At 38.1% G+C, this 19026-nt stretch carries 14 protein-coding genes; 9 read left to right on the forward strand and 5 right to left on the reverse strand.

Annotated elements, in window-relative coordinates; translation table 11 throughout:
- Nucleotides 1-269 precede the first annotated feature (269 nt).
- The 3 genes from glgC to A6E03_RS14935 all read left to right on the forward strand — a co-directional run bounded on the left by glgC (nt 270) and on the right by A6E03_RS14935 (nt 3763).
- Nucleotides 270-1487, forward strand: a complete 1218-nt coding sequence (gene glgC / locus A6E03_RS14925; RefSeq protein WP_065592821.1) for a glucose-1-phosphate adenylyltransferase — start codon at nt 270-272, stop codon at nt 1485-1487.
- On the forward strand, nt 1477-2925 hold the full coding sequence (gene glgA, locus A6E03_RS14930; RefSeq protein WP_065601177.1) for a glycogen synthase GlgA: 1449 nt from the start codon (nt 1477-1479) through the stop codon (nt 2923-2925). The genes glgC and glgA overlap by 11 nt, the downstream gene beginning before the upstream one ends.
- 172 nt (nt 2926-3097) lie before the next feature.
- The gene (locus tag A6E03_RS14935; protein ID WP_065592823.1) at nt 3098-3763 is read left to right on the forward strand and encodes a YoaK family protein; all 666 of its coding nucleotides are present in this window, start codon (nt 3098-3100) and stop codon (nt 3761-3763) included.
- Nucleotides 3764-3839: 76 nt separating this feature from the next.
- Here A6E03_RS14935 and sstT read toward each other — a convergent pair whose 3' ends face one another.
- Nucleotides 3840-5093: a serine/threonine transporter SstT gene (sstT, locus tag A6E03_RS14940; RefSeq protein WP_065601178.1), complete on the reverse strand. Its 1254-nt coding sequence runs from the start codon at nt 5091-5093 to the stop codon at nt 3840-3842.
- 193 nt (nt 5094-5286) lie between these two features.
- Here sstT and A6E03_RS14945 point away from each other — a divergent pair, with 193 nt between their 5' ends.
- On the forward strand, nt 5287-6228 hold the full coding sequence (locus A6E03_RS14945) for a chemotaxis protein CheV (protein ID WP_065592843.1): 942 nt from the start codon (nt 5287-5289) through the stop codon (nt 6226-6228).
- A gap of 348 nt (nt 6229-6576) precedes the next feature.
- Here A6E03_RS14945 and glgX read toward each other — a convergent pair whose 3' ends face one another.
- Both glgX and malK read right to left on the reverse strand, forming a co-directional pair.
- Complete coding sequence (gene glgX, locus A6E03_RS14950) at nt 6577-8532, reverse strand: glycogen debranching protein GlgX (protein WP_065601179.1); 1956 nt, start codon at nt 8530-8532, stop codon at nt 6577-6579.
- A gap of 72 nt (nt 8533-8604) precedes the next feature.
- Nucleotides 8605-9714 carry a maltose/maltodextrin ABC transporter ATP-binding protein MalK gene (gene malK / locus A6E03_RS14955; RefSeq protein ID WP_065592826.1) on the reverse strand — a complete coding sequence of 370 codons (1110 nt, stop codon included), beginning with the start codon at nt 9712-9714 and terminating at the stop codon, nt 8605-8607.
- A 399-nt stretch (nt 9715-10113) separates the two neighbouring features.
- On the opposite strand from malK, the gene malE reads away from it, so the two are divergent.
- The 3 genes from malE to malG all read left to right on the forward strand — a co-directional run bounded on the left by malE (nt 10114) and on the right by malG (nt 13968).
- Complete coding sequence (gene malE, locus A6E03_RS14960; RefSeq protein ID WP_065601180.1) at nt 10114-11298, forward strand: maltose/maltodextrin ABC transporter substrate-binding protein MalE; 1185 nt, start codon at nt 10114-10116, stop codon at nt 11296-11298.
- A 147-nt stretch (nt 11299-11445) separates the two neighbouring features.
- On the forward strand, nt 11446-12990 hold the full coding sequence (gene malF / locus A6E03_RS14965) for a maltose ABC transporter permease MalF (RefSeq protein ID WP_065592828.1): 1545 nt from the start codon (nt 11446-11448) through the stop codon (nt 12988-12990).
- An 87-nt stretch (nt 12991-13077) separates the two neighbouring features.
- Nucleotides 13078-13968, forward strand: coding sequence for a maltose ABC transporter permease MalG (malG, locus tag A6E03_RS14970; RefSeq protein WP_065592829.1), 891 nt, complete (start codon nt 13078-13080; stop codon nt 13966-13968).
- 220 nt (nt 13969-14188) lie between these two features.
- Here the strand turns inward: malG and A6E03_RS14975 are convergent, their stop codons facing one another.
- Nucleotides 14189-15148 (reverse strand): sensor domain-containing diguanylate cyclase, encoded by a 960-nt coding sequence (locus tag A6E03_RS14975; RefSeq protein WP_065601181.1) that lies wholly within the window; start codon nt 15146-15148, stop codon nt 14189-14191.
- Nucleotides 15148-16137: a response regulator gene (locus A6E03_RS14980; RefSeq protein WP_065601182.1), complete on the reverse strand. Its 990-nt coding sequence runs from the start codon at nt 16135-16137 to the stop codon at nt 15148-15150. The genes A6E03_RS14975 and A6E03_RS14980 overlap by 1 nt, the downstream gene beginning before the upstream one ends.
- Nucleotides 16138-16434: 297 nt before the next feature.
- Between A6E03_RS14980 and A6E03_RS14985 the strand changes: the two genes are divergently transcribed.
- Together A6E03_RS14985 and A6E03_RS14990 are read left to right on the forward strand one after the other, a co-directional pair.
- Complete coding sequence (locus A6E03_RS14985; RefSeq protein WP_065592832.1) at nt 16435-17628, forward strand: acetate/propionate family kinase; 1194 nt, start codon at nt 16435-16437, stop codon at nt 17626-17628.
- A gap of 388 nt (nt 17629-18016) precedes the next feature.
- Nucleotides 18017-19026, forward strand: a 1010-nt coding sequence (locus A6E03_RS14990; RefSeq protein WP_369688362.1) for a toxin VasX, incomplete at its 3' end; no start/stop codon positions are given.

Consider the following 19026-nt stretch of genomic DNA (forward strand, 5'->3'; position numbering starts at 1 on the left):
TTGCACATCGTTTAATATTGAGGCAAATTATATTATTTAGTCTGTAATACTGTATTTTGGTTTTGTGTCTTTTATGTTAACGCAAAGTTAACTTGAAGGTGGTAAAGATTGAGCTGATGCACATTATTGGTTGAATCTTTTTTGTAAACAAATTGAAGTTACATGTATCACAGTTTTGTAATCCAAATGTGTTAAGTTAATCCCATAATAAACAGATATAAGTAATATTTTTAATAATTACTATTTTAATTATAAAAGTTGGAGAGAAAATGGCTGGTGTATTAGGAATGATTTTGGCTGGAGGTGAAGGCTCACGTCTTCGTCCGTTAACAGAGTCACGTACAAAACCTGCAGTACCGTTTGGTGGTAGCTATCGTTTAATCGATTTTGCCTTAAACAATTTTGTAAATGCAGATTTAATGCGTATTTATGTATTGACTCAGTTTAAGTCACAATCATTATTCCAACATATGAAAAAAGGTTGGAATGTAAATGGAATTACCGATCGCTTTATTGACCCTGTTCCTGCGCAAATGCGTACAGGTAAACGTTGGTACGAAGGTACTGCGGATGCGATTTATCAAAACATTAGCTTTATTGAAGCATCAGATCCTGAACACGTATGTATTTTTGGTTCTGATCATATTTATAAGATGGATATTCGACAAATGCTCGATTTCCATAAGAAGAAACAAGCAGCTCTGACTGTTTCTGCACTTCGTATGCCAGCGAAAGACGCGACTGGCTTTGGTGTTATCGAAGTAGACGAAAAAGGGAAAATGATTGGTTTTGAAGAAAAACCAGCGAATCCAAAATGTATTCCAGGCCAACCAGGTATTGCATTGGTCTCAATGGGTAACTACATCTTTGAATCAGAAAGCCTATGTAAAGAGCTAAAGATAGATGCTGAGCTTGAAGATTCTTCACATGACTTTGGTAAGGACATCATTCCAAAAATGTTCCCAGAAGGGAATGTGTATGTTTATGATTTTAGTACCAATCATATTACGGGTGAAAAAGAAGAAGTTTACTGGCGTGATGTAGGTACGATTGAGTCGTACTGGGAAGCGCACATGGATCTTCTTAAGAAAGATGCTCCATTCTCTCTCTACAACCGTAAATGGCCGCTTCATACATATTACCCGCCACTTCCACCTGCGACATTCACAGATTCTGACAATGGCCGAGTTCAAATCATTGACAGTTTAGTGTGTGGTGGCAGTTACGTCCGTGGTTCTCGTATTGAGAAATCGGTACTTGGTTTCCGTAGTAACATCGCTTCTGCGTGTGATATTAGTGAAAGTATTCTTCTGGGTGATGTAAAAATCGGTAAAGGCTGTGTTTTACGCCGAGTTATCGTAGATAAAGGCGTAGATATAGCCCCAGGAACTGAAATTGGTGTTAATCTTCAAGAAGATAAGAAGATATATCATGTTTCAGATGAGGGTATAGTCGTTATCCCTAAAGGAGTGAGAATTGGTTACTAAGACGCTTTCAATTTTATTTGTAGCATCTGAGGTTGAAGGGTTGATTAAAAGTGGAGGCTTGGCAGACGTTGCCAAGGCTCTGCCTAAGTCTCTTAAAAAGTTAGGGCATAAAGTTAACATCGCGATGCCTGCCTATAAGTCGATTTCAGGCCGAGATGCCGCTGATATTATACTGGAAACAACATTAACGCACTGGCCACATACGCAGTATCAAGTTAGATCGTTAGAAGTGGATGGCATTTCGGTGTTTGGTATTGAGTGTGCTGAGTATTTTGATCGTGCAGAAATGTATGGTGAAAATAACCAAGCGTATTCTGATAATGGTGAACGATTTGCTTTTTTCAGCGCTGCTTGTCTTGATATGCTGCCAAAGCTTAATGTTCAACCTGACGTTATTCATGCGAATGATTGGCATACCGGATTAGTCCCATATCTGCTGAAAAAACGTTACGAAAATGATGCTTTCTTTTCACATACTCGTTCCGTTTTATCTGTACATAATGCCGTGTTTAAAGGCATTTTTAATTATGATGACATTGCATGTCTTTCTGAGTTTAAAGCACATTATGTGCCTGAAGCAGCAGTAAGCCACAGCCATATAAGTATGCTAAAAGCCGGTGTTCTGTGTGCGGATAAAATTAATGCAGTAAGCCCTACTTATGCAAAAGAGTTACTTACAGAACTCGGTTCTCATGGCATGGCTGTTGATTTTCAATCAAGAGAGTCAGACCTGTTTGGGATCCTAAACGGGTGTGATTATAGTGAGTGGAGCCCAGAAGTAGACAGCTTTATACCTAAACAGTTTAAAGCAAACCGCATTAGTATGGTTCGTGGTAAGAAGGCATGCAAATCAGTACTACAAGAAGACGTTAATTTGCCTCAAAGAGACGTTGCAATGTATGGCATGGTTTGTCGTTTGACTCACCAGAAAGGCATTCACTACTTGTTACCTATTTTAGAACAGTTCTTAAAGAATGATGTTCAAGTGGTTATTGTTGGCACTGGTGACCCTGTTCTAGCTAATCAATTGGCTGAAATTGCAGCGTTACATAGTGATAAATTTGCTTTTGTTGAAGCGTACAATAATAAGTTAGCTCATTGGGTTGAAGCAGCATCTGATTTCTTCTTAATGCCATCAGAGTTTGAACCATGTGGATTAAATCAAATTTATAGCATGGCTTATGGAACATTACCTATTGTTCGTGAAGTTGGTGGTCTTAAAGACAGTGTAACTGACTACGACAGTGATATTGATAATGCCACAGGGTTTAGTTTTAAAAATCCAGAGCCTGTAGAATTGTTATTAGTATTAATGCGTTCTCTATTACTTTATAGCCAAAACCTAAATGAAATAAAACGTGTGCAATTACATGCAATGAAGCAAGATTTCAGCTGGGATAACGCGGCGGAAAAATACGTAGAAATGTACGTATCTTAATTCACGTTTTAGGTATACTCAAAGGAAAGGCTTAGGTCTTTCCTTTTTTATTTCTATATCCATACATAATGGATAATTAATCCGTATAGAAGTTTAATAAATTTGAGTTGAAATTGTATCTTAGTGTAAGTTGGGTATAGAATAGCCCTCTTTACTGGCTAGGTATCGAATTGTGATTTCAAAATTACCTAAATGGGTCGAATACGGCACTTTTTTTCTGGCGTTGTTAGCTGGAATTACTAACTCAGTGGGCTTGCTGGGTTTTCAACATCAATCTATTTCGCATCTTTCAGGGACCGCTACTCTACTAGGTACACAACTACTTGGTTTTAATGATCAAACGTGGCATTTACTTTTTATTATATTCAGTTTTATTTTAGGCTCATCGTTAAGTAGCCTGATTGTTGGTTGTACCGCACTTAAACTAGGGCGACGTTATAATTTCGCGCTTATGATTGAAAGTTTACTATTGTTTGCTGCAATGTTTGTATTAAAAGAGGGTAGTCAATGGGGGCATTATTTTGCATCCGCTGCATGTGGCTTACAAAATGGTTTAGTAACAACATACAGCGGTGCCGTAGTTAGAACAACCCATGTGACAGGTGTATTAACGGATCTTGGTATCATGTTTGGTATGAAATTAAAGGGTGAACCGATCCATCATCGTCGATTAGCTCTTTATTTATTCATCGCTTTTGGTTTTGTATTTGGTGGTGTAATTGGCGGTTATTTTTATCCATCATTAGGGATCAATACACTAGCGATACCTGCTACATTATGTGCTTTATTGGCACTTTCTTATTCTATTTATTTGTACCAACATAAAGATCATCAATAAGTTTAGTGAATCAATGTCTAAATAAAAAATGGCAGCTAATTTAGCTGCCATTTTTAGTTTTATTTCTTAGTATTGATTAAGAATTTGATGTTTGAACTAGTGGTTTATATGGATTATCCGCTTTACGACAAGCCGCAGTAGTGAATAGAACATCAGTTGAACTATTCAATGCTGTTTCTGCTGAATCTTGTACCACACCGATAATAAAGCCGATAGCAACCACTTGCATTGCCACTTCGTTTGGAATACCAAATAGGCTACATGCTAATGGAATAAGTAGTAGTGAGCCACCGGCAACACCTGATGCACCACACGCCGAAACAGCAGCAACTAAACTAAGTAATAGAGCTGTTGGTAAATCAACGGCAACACCTGATGTATGTACAGCGGCAAGTGTCAGTACTGTAATGGTAATTGCCGCTCCGGCCATGTTGATTGTCGCACCCAATGGAATTGATACAGAATAAGTATCTTTATGTAGGTTCAAACGCTCACATAATGCCATGTTTACAGGAATGTTTGCGGCAGAACTTCGAGTAAAGAATGCCGTTACACCACTTTCACGTAAGCATAAGAAAACGAGTGGATATGGGTTACGTTTGGTACGAATAAATACAATCAATGGGTTAACAATTAAGGCAATAATTGCCATTGAACCAAGTAAAACGGCTAATAGGTGAGAATAACCTGCTAATGCATCAAAACCAGTTTCTGCGAAAGTACTTGCAACAAGGCCAAAAATACCAATAGGGGCAAAACGGATAACCACAGTTACAATGTTTGAAATACAGTTTGAAAGGTCAATGAATACTTTTTTTGTTGCATCAGATGCAGAGTGTAAACCTAAACCAAGCGCAACGGCCCAGCCTAAGATACCGATAAAGTTACCTGTCATTAATGCATTAATTGGATTATCAATAATTTTAAATAATAAAGTATACAACACTTCCATAATGCCTTCAGGTGCACTATTGGTTGCAGCATCAGTGACTAAAGATAAGGTTGTCGGAAAAATGAAACTCATAGTGACGGCAGTTAGTGATGCACAAAAGGTTCCGATTAAATATAAAACAACAACGGGCTTCATATTTGAGTCTTGGCCTCGTTTTTGGTTTGCTATTGAAGACGCAACAAGAATAAAGACAAGAATAGGAGCAACCGCTTTTAATGCGCTAACAAATAATTGACCAAAAAGGCCGGCAGAAACTGCGGTTTCTGGTGAAAGAGTGGCAAGAGCAACACCTGCTACAATACCAATTAATATTTGTATAACGATGTTTGTATTCATCATTCGAACGAGTAATGGTTGGGGCTGGGCTTGTTGCGGCATATTAAATTCCTTTAATTTAGTACTACGTACATCTTATCTGATGCTTATGCGAAAGATAGTAACATTATTGTCTATTTTTTTGCACTAACTTGTTAAAGACTTCTTTTAAAATGCCGATAACTTATAGAATTTACGTGTTACAGATATAATTGTTGGTGATAATATCAGTGCAATCATTAGGTGAGTGATGTTTATGAGTGGAATGCTAAATAGTGTGGATCAAAGAACCCAGCTTGTGGGTCAAAACCGATTGGAATTGTTGCTTTTTAAGCTTAACACGACTCAAATTTTTGCTATTAATGTTTTTAAAGTAAAAGAGATATTAAAGGTTCCAAAGTTAACTAAATTACCCGGTTCTCATTATCATATTTCTGGGGTAGCGAGTTTACGTGGAGAATCTGTCCCTGTGATTGATTTACGTGGTGCCATTGGAATGAAACCAATGGGTAAGGATGAAGAAAGTACATTAATCATTACGGAATATAACCGTAGCATTCAGGGCTTTTTAGTTGGTCAGATTCAAAATATTATTAATACGACATGGGCTGATATTCTGCCGCCACCAAAAGCGGTGGGTCGCCATAACTACCTTACTGCGATTACTCAGGTTGAAGTTGAACCCAATACGACCCGTATTGTTGAAATTATTGATGTTGAAAAAGTACTTGCAGAGATAATTGAATATGACATTTCAATTTCTGATGGTGTTTTAGACCAAGAATTAGTTCGTCATATGTATGGGCGCAAAGTACTTATTGTTGATGATTCAAGTACGGCACGAACTCAAGTTAGAAATACACTCGAGCAACTTGGTTTGGAAGTTATTGAAAGAACTGATGGGCGACAAGCTCTTGAGCTGTTAAAGGGGTGGTGTGATGAAGGTAAAGTCATTAATGATGAAATATTATTAATGATAACAGATGCTGAAATGCCAGAAATGGATGGCTATAGACTGACTCATGAAATCAGAAATGACACGAGGATGCATGACCTGTTTATTACGTTAAATACCTCATTAAGTGGTAGCTTTAATAATGCAATGGTACAGAAAGTGGGCTGTGATCGTTTTATTTCTAAGTTTCAGCCAGATCTCATTGTTGGTGTAGTACAAGAACGATTAGCTCAGATTATTTAGTTATTTTTATTAGTTTGATGTTGTATTCAATTTATTTTAATCATCATAATACGGGCATAGTCATACTAAATGTGACAAGTTTGTTGTTTTTTGGTATTGTTTTAACGGTTCCGTGACATTGGAGCGTAGAACAAGACGCTTTGTCTTTTACACACCATTTATAAGGTAGTTTGTTCGTATATGATCTGGATTACATCCAAGTTAATAATTACGCTGATGGTTTTAGCGTATAGGACATATCACAAAGGACGTGTAAAATCTGAAATTGAGTAAGATCAGTTTTAGTCAATGGTTCAAAAAGGAGGCTTAATCGCCTCCTTTTTTATTACTATTTTTACTAAAATACCTTTATTCGGCGTTAAATATAGCAATAGATAATGGTGATAGACTGTAATCAAAAACAGCGTGTTTTGGTGTTACTTGAGTATGCTGAGTATTACAAACTAATGACCAACGAGAGTATTTCTTTGGTTTTGGTAGGTCAAAACGAGTTGGAATATTTGATTGGTTGATCATGATGAGTAGCTCTTTATCGCCATCATATATATTAAGATGAAGAGATAATGATTCTGCACCATGCCAATCAGCATGAGTCATATTATTTCCTTTGGGTGTATACCATGCGACCTTTTGTTTCGATCGGCTTGTACCACTAAAGGCATTGATTATAGGGGTCATGTGAGTTTGTCGGGCTTGGATCATATCTGATAGCCACATCTTAAACTCTTGTTCGGTTTTATTTAAATCCCAATTAACCCAGCTAATATCACTGTCTTGGCAGTAAGCATTGTTATTACCTTGCTGACTGTGTGAGCAAGCATCTGCAGCTAAAAGGTGAGGGATCCCAAAACTAAATAATAAGGTTGTCATCATATTACGTTTTTGTTTTTCACGAACAGCAATAATTCTTGGGTTATCAGTCGGCCCTTCTACACCATAGTTATCTGAACGATTGTCACCATGACCGTCACGGTTTTCTTCACCATTGGCAAGGTTATGTCGTTCTTTGTAACTGACAAGATCCTGAAGTGTAAATCCGTCATGGTAGCTTACATAGTTAACTGGTAATTTATGAGGCCAGCGTGAAGCACTAATAAGATCACGAGATCCCATTAAACGAGTAGCGATGGATTTTAAGTAGTTTTGTTCACCACGCCAAAAGCTCTTTGCTGTATCACGGTATTTATCACTACACTCATTCCAACCATCAGGAAACTGACCAACTTGGTAACCGTTAGGACCAATGTCCCAAGGTTCTGCAATTAATTTAATCTTTTGAAGTGTAGGATCTTGAGCTACGGCTTTAAAGAACGGGTTATTCGGATTAAATTGATCGTATTCACGACCTAATGTTGCCGCTAAATCAAAACGGAATCCATCAATATGATATTGTTCAACCCAGTAGCGTAATGTATCCATTATAAGATTTAAGCTAGGTTGATGTGTAATATCTATCGTATTACCACATCCCGTATAATTCGTATATTTACCATGGTGATGTAAATAATAATCTTGGTCTAATCCTTTTAAATTAAAGGTAGTACCACCGTCTCCACCTTCCGCAGTATGGTTATAGACGACATCGAGAATCACTTCAATGTTGTTTTTATGAAGCTCTCGAATTGCTGTTTTTAATTCAGTAACCGCATCATTACGAGCATATCTAGGATCTGGCGCCATAAATGCTATTGGATTATAGCCCCAGTAATTGACCATACCCATTTCAAGTAAATGAGGCTCATGCATACAAGCAGCGACGGGTAGTAATTGAACGCTTGTTATTCCTTGCTGCTTTAAATGTGCGATATTTGCGGGATCGGCTAAACCAAGATAAGTGCCACGAACTTCTTTATCTACGTCTGAATTTAATAATGTAAACCCTTTCACATGGGTTTCTAATAAAATGGTCTCAGAACGAGGGACTTTTGGTTGTGGTGTGTTTTCCCAATCAAAAAAATCATTAATTACAACACATTGTGCCAATGTCCAGCTTTGTTCTGCAGTATAGGGAACTTGGTAATGAGGTGTGTTTTTTAAGGATTTTGCGTATGGGTCAAGTAAAAGTAGCTCTTCTTGGTTTTGAATTATTTTAAAAGCATAAGTTGTGTTTTCAGTGATATTCTCGAGGAAGATATATTTGATAGAACCATATTCTTCGGTGAATTGATATTCATGATAAGTATCATCCTCATTAAAAATGATTAATGATATCGGGAACTTTGATGCATGGTGTACAGAAAAATTACACCCATCAGAAGTTAATGTCGCCCCTAGGGGGTACGGGAAAGCATGATGTGTGTTCACAATATTCCTCTTACTTAATAAACAACAAAAGCCCAATTCGCTGTTGGGCTTTTTATAATTGAATAATGTAGGTTAAGCGCCGGCTTCTTTATAGAGCCTTTGGCATGCTTTCCCATCACCACGGAATAAATGGCAACGGTGTGCGGGAATTCCCACAGAGAAGGCGTCACCAGCCTCAATTAATGCAGTATCAGGTACACGGTATATCATATCGGCATCGGCATCTTCAATTGTTAAATAAATTTGTGTTTCATATCCCAATTTTTCAACAACAAGTACTTCGCCTTTAATTACGGCATCGCCATTCTCGGCAGATACTAAGTGTTCAGGTCGTACCCCTAGTGACATTCTTTCACCACGAGTTACGTGTGTACCGTCCACAGGAACCCAGAATGAGGTTCCATTTTTGAATTGTACTTTGACTTGATTTTTCTCAACATCTTCAATGAAAACACTGATAAAGTTCATTTTAGGAGAACCAATAAAACCAGCAACAAAACGGTTTTTTGGATAGTGATACAACTCTAATGGTGCACCAACTTGAGATACATAACCGCCATCTAATACAACGATTTTTTCTGCCATTGTCATTGCCTCTACCTGATCGTGTGTTACGTAGATCATGGTACAGTTCAATTTCTTATGTAATTTAGCTATTTCGATACGCATTTGTACTCGTAATGCCGCATCAAGATTGGACAATGGTTCATCAAGTAGGAAAACATCAGGTTGAGAAACCAAAGTACGGCCAATTGCAACACGTTGACGTTGACCGCCAGAAAGTGCCTTTGGTTGGCGTTCGAGTAAATGACCTAATTGCAGAATATCGGCAGCATGGTCTACACGTTTTTTTATTTCACTTTTATCTGCTTTAGCTAATTTAAGCCCAAATGACATATTATCAAATAAGTTTAAGTGTGGATAAAGAGCATAAGATTGGAAGACCATGCCAACACCACGCTTAGAAGGCTCAACATCATTCATGCGTTTGTCACCCATGTATAAGTCGCCTGATGTAATGTCTTCTAAACCTGCAATACAGCGTAATAAAGTTGATTTACCACAGCCAGATGGCCCTACAAATACAACAAACTCACCCGAGTTTATTTCTAAATCAACATTTTTCGATATTTTAACGTCGCCATAGGATTTGCAAACGTTGCGTAAAGTGACACTCGTCATTGTGTCCATCCTCTATTTAATTTTGAATAATAGTAGCTGTTAGCTTTATGGTGCCATTCTTCAGGAAAATGCTTCTTACGTCATCCTCCTCCTCCTGTTTTTTTCTGGGGGAGTAGGGGGGAGGAGTACCTAGATCACATTTTTGATAAATAGCGATGGAGTTCAAATTTTTTTTAAATTTCAATGTGATAAAGATCTCTCTTTGGGCTTGTTTTGTGATGTGGCTCAATCATTATTCTGGTTGAGTTCACGCTTTTTGCTGACTAATACAAGGGCGTAGGGATTAGGAGGATGAATTTAGGCGGTTTATTAATGAAAATACACTTGAAAATTGAGTCATCATCTATTTTTACTTCAACCCTACGGATGATTCGCTAATTATAAAAGGAAGGATTCACAATGAAAAAAGTCCTCAGTACTGTCGCGCTATGCACAATGGCAGCTCTTGGTTCAATTAACGCTTCTGCTGCAATCGAAGAAGGTCAACTTACTATTTGGTTGACTGGCGATAAATCTTATGAAGGTATGGCTGAAGTAGGCAAACGATTTGAAGAAGATACCGGAATTAAAGTAACCGTAGCTTTTCCTGATAAAGCAGAAGAAAAATTTGCACAGGTAGCGGCGGCTGGTGATGGCCCAGATATGATTTTCTATGCACATGACCGCTTTGGTGGTTTTGCAGAAGCGGGTCTTTTGGCTGAAATTAAGCCTTCAGAAGAATTGAAATCTGAGATCGTTGACTTTGCATGGGATGCCGTATCTTATAAAGGCAAAACAATCGCATACCCAATTGCGATTGAATCGGTTTCATTAATTTACAATAAAGCATTAATTAAATCGCCACCAAAAAACTGGGAAGATATTCCAGCATTAGATAAAGAACTAATGACTAAAAACCAAAAAGCCATTATGTGGCCTTTACGTGGCGGTGCTTATTTTACTTGGCCTCTACTGGCTGCTGATGGTGGGTATGCCTTTAAGAAAACAGCAGACGGCTATGACATTAAAAACGCAGGTGTAAACCAAAAAGGCGTTCAAGATGCGATGGGCTTTATTGAGAAGATGGTAAAAGATAAAACCATTTCTGCCGATATGGATTATTCAGTTGCTGAATCTGAATTTGTAAAAGGCAATGTTGCAATGATAATTAACGGTCCTTGGGGCTGGGCGAACATCGAGAAAGCGGGTATTGATTATGGTGTAACTACGTTACCTAAATTCCACGGTCAAGCATCGAAACCATTCGTTGGCGTTTGGGTTGGTGGGATCAGTGCGGTGTCTCCAAACAGAGACCTTGCAGTGGAATTTTTTGAAAACTACCTACTTACTGATGAAGGTCTAAAAAGCTTGAATGATGATAAGCCACTAGGTGCTGTTGCATTAAATTCATATCAGAAACAACTAGGAAATGATCCTCGTATCGCCGCGACAATGGATAATGCAATGAATGGCGAAATTATGCCTAACATTCCACAATTCACAACGTTCTGGTACAGCATGGAAGAAGCTCTTGGCAACGTGGTTGATGGTCGTCAAATGATTAATGAAGCATTGGCCGCAGCAGAACAACGCATGACTAAGTAGTAAATCTAAAATAATAGAGGGGAAATGTTCTTCCCCTCTTTAATATGTTAACTGAATAATATTATTGGCATATACCCACTTGAGTAAGTTTTTTAATTATCATTAATTGACTTACTAGGTTGGTATTTTTAAAAGGTCTTGGAGTTTATGACAACAGCAGTCGCTTCGCATACAAATTATAAATCATTAGTAAAATGGGGACTATTGTCTGCTATTGCTGCGATAAATGGCTACGTATGCGTACTTATGTATTCTCGTGGTGAAACTGCATTTGCAATGTTAACACTGGTATTAACATCGCTAGCCGTTTATGTGTTTGGCAGTAAAAAAACGTATGCTCATCGCTATACCTTCCCTGGTATTGCAGGCATGATTTTATTCATTATTTTTCCGTTAGTTTATACCATTGGATTAGCATTCACGAACTATAGTGCAACCAATCAGGTGACATTAGAGCGAGCACAAATTGTTCATTTATCAAAAACCTTTCAAAGTGGAAAGAGCTATAAATTTGAATTAATGAATCAGGGCAATGGTTATGCATTAACGATTAAAGATTCAGGTGAATTATTAGCAACTGAAACCTTTGATTTAGCTGAGGCTGTTGAGCGTAATCTTGCTTTAACACCAGTTGAATCGATTAAAGGAAAAAAAGCGACGATTAAACAAATTATCGCAAAGCGTCCAAATTTAAATTTAATCACTCTGTCTTTACCGTCTGGTGGTGAGATTCAAATGAGTGGGTTGCGTAAATTTGCAGCGGTAGCGCCCCTTTTTGTTTTACAAGAAGATGGTGAGACGCTTTATAACAACAAAACGGAAACTTATTTTAAAGCTAACCATGAAACAGGCTTCTATCAAGAAGTGAACGATAATGATGTTTTCATTGGTGATCCAATTTCGCCTGGTTTTGTGGTAAATGTTGGAGCTGCAAATTTTGAACGTATCTGGAAAGATGACGGTATTAAAGAACCTTTTATCAGTATCTTTATTTGGACGGTTATTTTTGCAACTTGTACTGTTGTTTTCACTTTAGCAATAGGTTTGGTTCTTGCTGCTGTTGTGCAATGGGAAGAGCTTAAAGGTCGCGCTGTTTACCGTCTTCTCTTGATACTTCCTTATGCGGTACCTGCGTTTATTTCTATCTTGATTTTCCGTGGTCTCTTTAACCAAAGCTTTGGTGAGATCAATATGCTGCTTGATAGTATGTTTGGTATTCAGCCTAATTGGTTCTCAGACCCATTCACAGCAAAAACAATGGTATTAATTGTGAATACATGGCTTGGTTTCCCTTACATGATGATTCTATGTATGGGGCTATTGAAGTCAATTCCAGAAGATCTTTATGAAGCCTCTGCCATTGATGGTGCAGGGCCAATTCAAAACTTCTTCAATATTACTGTGCCAATGATGGTTAAACCATTGACCCCATTGCTAATTGCCGCTTTTGCTTTTAACTTCAATAACTTCGTAATGATTGCGTTATTGACTAAAGGTGGCCCAAATATGATCGGAACAACAGAGCCTGCTGGTTATACCGATTTATTAGTAAGCTACACGTATCGAATCGCGTTTGAGGGCAGTGGTGGTCAAGACTTTGGTCTAGCAAGTGCCATTGCAACGCTTATTTTCTTGTTGGTTGGTGGCTTAGCGTTACTGAACCTACGTTTCACTAAATTATCAAATAACTAGTCGTTAAAATAATTAATAGTTAAGTAGCTATCTATTAAGAGATTGATATTTAGCTACTTAACCTTCAATAAATGAGGATTCATTGATATGGCAATGGTTCAAGGAAAAAACTTAAAGTATCGTGTTTGGGCTACTCATGTAGCAATGTGGATATTCTTAGCGATGATTATATTCCCGCTATTAATGGTGATTACCATTTCCTTTCGTGAGGGTAACTTTGCAACCGGGAGCATTATTCCTGAAAACCCATCACTAGAGCATTGGAAATTAGCGTTAGGTATTGCAGTAGAGCATGCTGATGGTTCTACAACTCAGCCACCATTCCCTGTGCTAACTTGGTTATGGAACTCAATTAAAGTGGCAGCGATTAGCTCCATATTGATTGTGGCATTATCAACAACTAGTGCGTATGCATTTGCTCGACTACGCTTTAAAGGAAAAGAAACGATTTTAAAAGGGATGATGATTTTTCAAATGTTTCCAGCGGTACTTGCTTTAGTTGCCTTGTACGCTTTGTTTGATAAATTGGGTCAGTATGTACCATTCTTAGGCTTAAATACGCATGGTGGACTTGTCTTTGCTTATCTGGGGGGGATTGCGTTACACGTTTGGACCATTAAAGGGTATTTTGAAACTATTGATAATTCATTAGAAGAAGCCGCGGCCTTAGATGGAGCGACACCATGGCAAGCATTCCGTTTAGTTCTATTGCCATTGTCAGTTCCGATTTTAGCGGTTGTCTTCATTTTGTCATTTATTGGTGTTATTACTGAGGTTCCGGTAGCATCTTTACTACTTTCTGATGTAAACTCATACACATTAGCAGTGGGTATGCAACAATATTTATACCCTCAGAACTACTTATGGGGCGATTTTGCGGCCGCTGCTGTATTATCAGCATTACCTATTACATTGGTTTTCTTACTTGCTCAGAAGTTCCTTGTGGGTGGTTTGACAGCCGGTGGTGTAAAAGGATAACGATAATTATACGGACCCGATACATTTTGGGCAGGGTCCATTTGCGTGAAGAGCTTTATGATGGTTTGGTCGCCGATCGGTAAAGTGTTCAGCGCAGTATTGGCATTACGCATAGCTGGGTAAGTGTTGCAGGACGCGACTTTACTTCTTGTAATCAAAGCCTGAGTGTTTTCACTCAGGTTTTTTTCTATTTATTATTTAAGAATTGAAGAAGATAAAGCTATTTTAGAGCAGAAGTATAAATTGTAGACTGATTTCTGCCGTTTTCTTTAGAGTGATAAAGTGCTTTGTCAGCCATCTTTAACCAAGTTGAATAGTCATCATGTTCATCTGATAATTCACAGATCCCTAAACTGACCTTATAGCTGACATTAGAGCATTCGCATTCCACAATTGCCTTCTCTACTCGTTTACGTAATCGTTCTGAGAAATACAACGCTTGCTCTGAATTTGCACCAGGAAGGATAACGGTAAACTCCTCTCCGCCATAGCGCCCACAACTGTCTGTGTTACGCGATGTTTTTCTTAATAAGTCAGCGACATTACGGATCACATCATCTCCAACCGTGTGGCCATAGGTATCATTTACTTTCTTAAAGTGGTCAATATCAAATATTACAACAGATGAAACATTTCCGGATATTTTTGCTTGGTCGAATTCTTGTTGTAAACACGTTTCCCAATAAGCGCGATTAAATAATTGTGTTAACCCGTCGGTTCGGCTTAATTCCGAGAGTTGTTGATTTGATTCTTGTAAATGAAGTTTATTCTTTGCAATGTCGGTGACGTCACTGATCACTAAACTAACATGAGAAACTTGCCCATTTAATGACGTAAGAGGAGAGAAAGTGATGTTCTGACGCATTTCAATCAAGCTATTAGAAATAGGCGTAAAGTTTTTGAATTTAAGAAGATAAGGTCTATCTTCCCAGCAGGAGAAACCTCGAGTATTAAGCCTAAAAGCAGTGTTAACTTTTTTTCTTAACCAAGTTTCAGGTAAGTCTGGAATGGCATCAAAAATGACCTTACCTAAGATTTTATCTGAGGTGATACCACTATAAGATTGCATAAACGCATTCCAAGCACAGACTTGATAATCTTGGTCTAACACAATTAAACCTGCGTCCAAATCACCAATTACTTGCATTGCCCAATGAAAATCATTCATATCGGTGTTCATTATAATACGCTCTCTAAGATTGATTTAATGGCCGTTAATGAATCGTTATCCATTAAAAAAATGACATCGCATTTTAAATCTAAGCTTTCCGCTGAATACACGAATTCAATCGTAAAAATATCAGAGTCATAGTCGTTAAGAAAAGAATGACTTTCTTTTAACGCAGCCTTTAACTGTTCTGTTTCTAATACAATAGGTTGGCGTAGAGAAATCTCTATATCTAATTGTTTATTAAAAGAAGATAAAAATGAAGATACCAACAGATTTGAAATATCTAAGATCGCTTCATTGGTTGTGATTTGTTCGTTACCTTGATTGACACTCAGTAACTCTGCTAAATCACTGCCATGTAAGCATACTAATGCTTCTCCGTTTATGCCATAACCTACAAATCGTTGTGAGATAGCGCGATACTCTGAGTTATTAACAATATCTTGTAATGTCATTTGAAGCTCTGAATGGTGTAAAGAAGCGACATTCGGTAATGGCATATCAATAAAACGGTCAAATTGCTCAGAAATAAGTGCGGCACTAGCTCCTAAGGCTACGTTACTGATCTCTTTAATATTCTCTATTAGATTTGCAGAGCTTAAAGAAAACTTAGGGCGAAAAGCCAAGAGTTTTGATGAAACAGGAATACCATACCGAAGAAGGACATCTGCAATTTCTTCTGGCTTAAATGGTTTATTAATAAATTCATTTGCACCTAATTGATAGCAACGTTGTTTTGCTTTCTCTTGAACGTCACCAGAGATAACAACCGTTTGGGTTGGGTAGGTATTTATTGGGAGTTGACTTAGTACATCAAAACCATCCATAACAGGCATAGTTAAATCAAGGAAAAGTATATCAATAGAATGCGCTCGTAATACGTCTAATCCTTCTTTCCCATTTTCAGCATAAAACAGAGTAAGGTCTTGAGATAACTCTATATTACTTGAGAGAGCTTTTCGTGCGATTTTAGAATCATCGCAGATCAATATATTCATAGGTACTAAAAGTCAAAAAATAGACGAAGTGTCATTTTTTAGTGTATGAAGTTCAAAATCAATACATTGCTTCCAGTAAAGGGTGGTAATCGGACCTAGCTAACACTTTTTACATAATTATCAGTTTGTTCAATATCTACTTAAAAGTATGGATTTTGATCTAGAATAAGGAATTGCTAGAAAAAAACGGAAAAAAGAAAAACAAAAGTTGAATAATTAAAAAAAAGTTGAATAATAGGAGTGTTACAAAAGGCACAAATATATGTGTAACCTACAGTTTATAAAAAGAGAATAATGATGAACAACGAATACGTATTAGTTATCAATTCAGGCAGCTCTTCACTAAAGTTTGCTGTTATCGATTCTGCTTCTGGTGATGCAGTATTAAGCGGGTTGGGTGAATGCTTTGGCCTGGAAGATGCTCGTATGAGCTGGAAGTATCAGGGACAGAAAACTGAAATTGCCATTGAAGGCGAAGAAAACCACCATAAAATTGCTATCGGCAAATTAGTGGGTTTAACTGAAGAACTAGGTTTTACTGATGGCATCGTTGCTATTGGCCACCGTATTGTTCATGGCGGTGAAAAATTCACTGAAACAGTACGTATTACAGAAGAAGTAACAAAAGAAATTGAAAGCCTATCTGACTTAGCGCCTCTTCATAACCCAGCGGGTGCTATTGGTATTCGTGCTGCTATTGAAGCTTTTCCGAGCCTTCCTCAATTTGCTGTATTTGATACCGCTTTCCACCAAACTATGCCAAAACGTGCTTACACAGGTGCGATAGCTAAAGAGCTTTATACTGATTTTGGTGTGCGTCGTTACGGTTTCCACGGTACAAGTCATTACTTTGTAAGTCGTGAAGCTGCAAAAATGGTGAATAAGCCAATCGAAGAAGCGAGTTTTATCTCTGTTCACCTAGGTAATGGCGCATCAGTGTGTGCAATTAAAGATGGTAACAGCGTAGATACAAGCATGGGCTTTACTCCGCTATCAGGCCTAATGATGGGTACTCGTTGTGGTGATTTAGACCCAGGTATCATTGAGTACTTATTAAAGAAAGGTTGGTCACAAGAGCAAGTATTTAACTCTCTAAACAAAGAGTCTGGCTTCTTAGGTGTGTCCGGTTTAACAAGTGATGCTCGCGGTATCTTAGAAGCAATGGAAGAAGGCCATGAAGGCGCGACATTAGCTTTCCAAGTGTTTACTTATCGTGTTGCTAAATATGTTGCTTCTTACCTAGCAGCGTTAGATTCTCTAGATGGCATCATCTTTACTGGTGGTATTGGTGAAAACTCTTTACCAATTCGTCGTGAGATCTTAAACAATCTTAAAATTCTTGGTTTTGTTGAAGATGTTGCTGGTAACGAAGCTGCTCGTTTTGGCGCTGATGGTATTGTCGCTAAATCAGAAATGCTAGGTGCAGTAGCAATGGTTATCCCAACCAACGAAGAATTTGTGATAGCTCAACAGTCTGTTGAATTACTGTAAATTATAATAAAAACATAGATTGAAAAGCGAGCTATGATGGCTCGCTTTTTTTGTTTCTGGGATTTGTGATTGCATATACATACAAAAGGAAACACTTGCAGATAATCAATACTAAATTCCATATCCTATTGATTTTATTATTGATAAGTTCTCCCCAACCTTATAAATAAAAATCACTTATCTTCCTACAATCTCTTTCATTTAAAATGTGAACCGTCTCGGGTCGATTTGATTTTTAAGCCCTAAGAAAGGGGTTTTTATTGTGTCTTATTTCTCACCTATATAGAGTTTTCACATCTCGATTTTACAAGAAATCTTACTTGTTGGTTTTTCGTAAGCAATCAACCAGTCAAAGTAAATGCTAAATACACATAAGGAAGAGTATTGAATGAGTACTGCCAACAAAGCCGCTATGTGCGCATCAACCCGTGACGCAAAAAGTCCAGCTGGGTTATGCCCTTTTCAGCGTAGTGATATTGGCATTATTCCTGTTCGCTATGCCTTGGATGACATGGATGAACAAGGGGTGCAAATGCATCCACTTCCAAGCACTGACACGCAATGGAAAGGTCGATTTACGCCTAAGCAGCGTCAGTATACGTTAAGACAACTCCGTGATGGTTGGTTGTATGTGTATGATGAAACGGATAAAACATTTCATGAATATCAAATTGAAGGGTATGACTTTACTAAAATTGAGTGGTCAAACGATGAAGCCGATAAGCCCGCTAATGAACGAGGTCGCAAAGGTGAAACCAAGAGTTGCTTAGTGTATCCAGCGAAGAATACGATCTATATGGCATTTGCCCATCAACGTTGGACATGGCGATTGTGTGAGCATATGCGCTCCCATACATCTAATCGCTCATTATGGATGCGTAAGGTTAATTTAAAACAATTTAACTCGGCCTTGGCTCACCCTCACACTGGACTTTCTTCTAAGCTTGGTCACTATGCAGCAGATATTGGCGTAAATGGTGCTCCAACAGGGATATTTAACTCGACTTGCACACCATTAACTTCAACTGAAGCTCAAACTGACAGCTTTAAACATGTAGCAGATAAGCCAGGGTGTTGGGATGTCGATTATCGAGTCGATTTACCAGCCCAAGATTGTGGGATGTTTATTGCGCTAGATGATCCGTTAGCGGATGTATCCGATTTATTCTTACCACTTGCAGAAGAAATCACACTACGCAGCGCAATACACAAAGATGAAGATAATATCCATAAACTGCAAATGGCTGAGATTACCCGTAATCTGGGTCGAGTAAGGCTAAAGCCTGAGGATCTGCCTGAGCAAATTAGCGATGATCCAGTGAAGGTATTGGAATTTGAACGCCAGTTAACCGAATATCTAGCCATTCAGTCTCTGGCAGATAAAGAGTCTGCGGCTTT

This window comes from Aliivibrio sp. 1S128 (genome assembly GCF_001691065.1).
Lineage (GTDB): Bacteria > Pseudomonadota > Gammaproteobacteria > Enterobacterales > Vibrionaceae > Aliivibrio.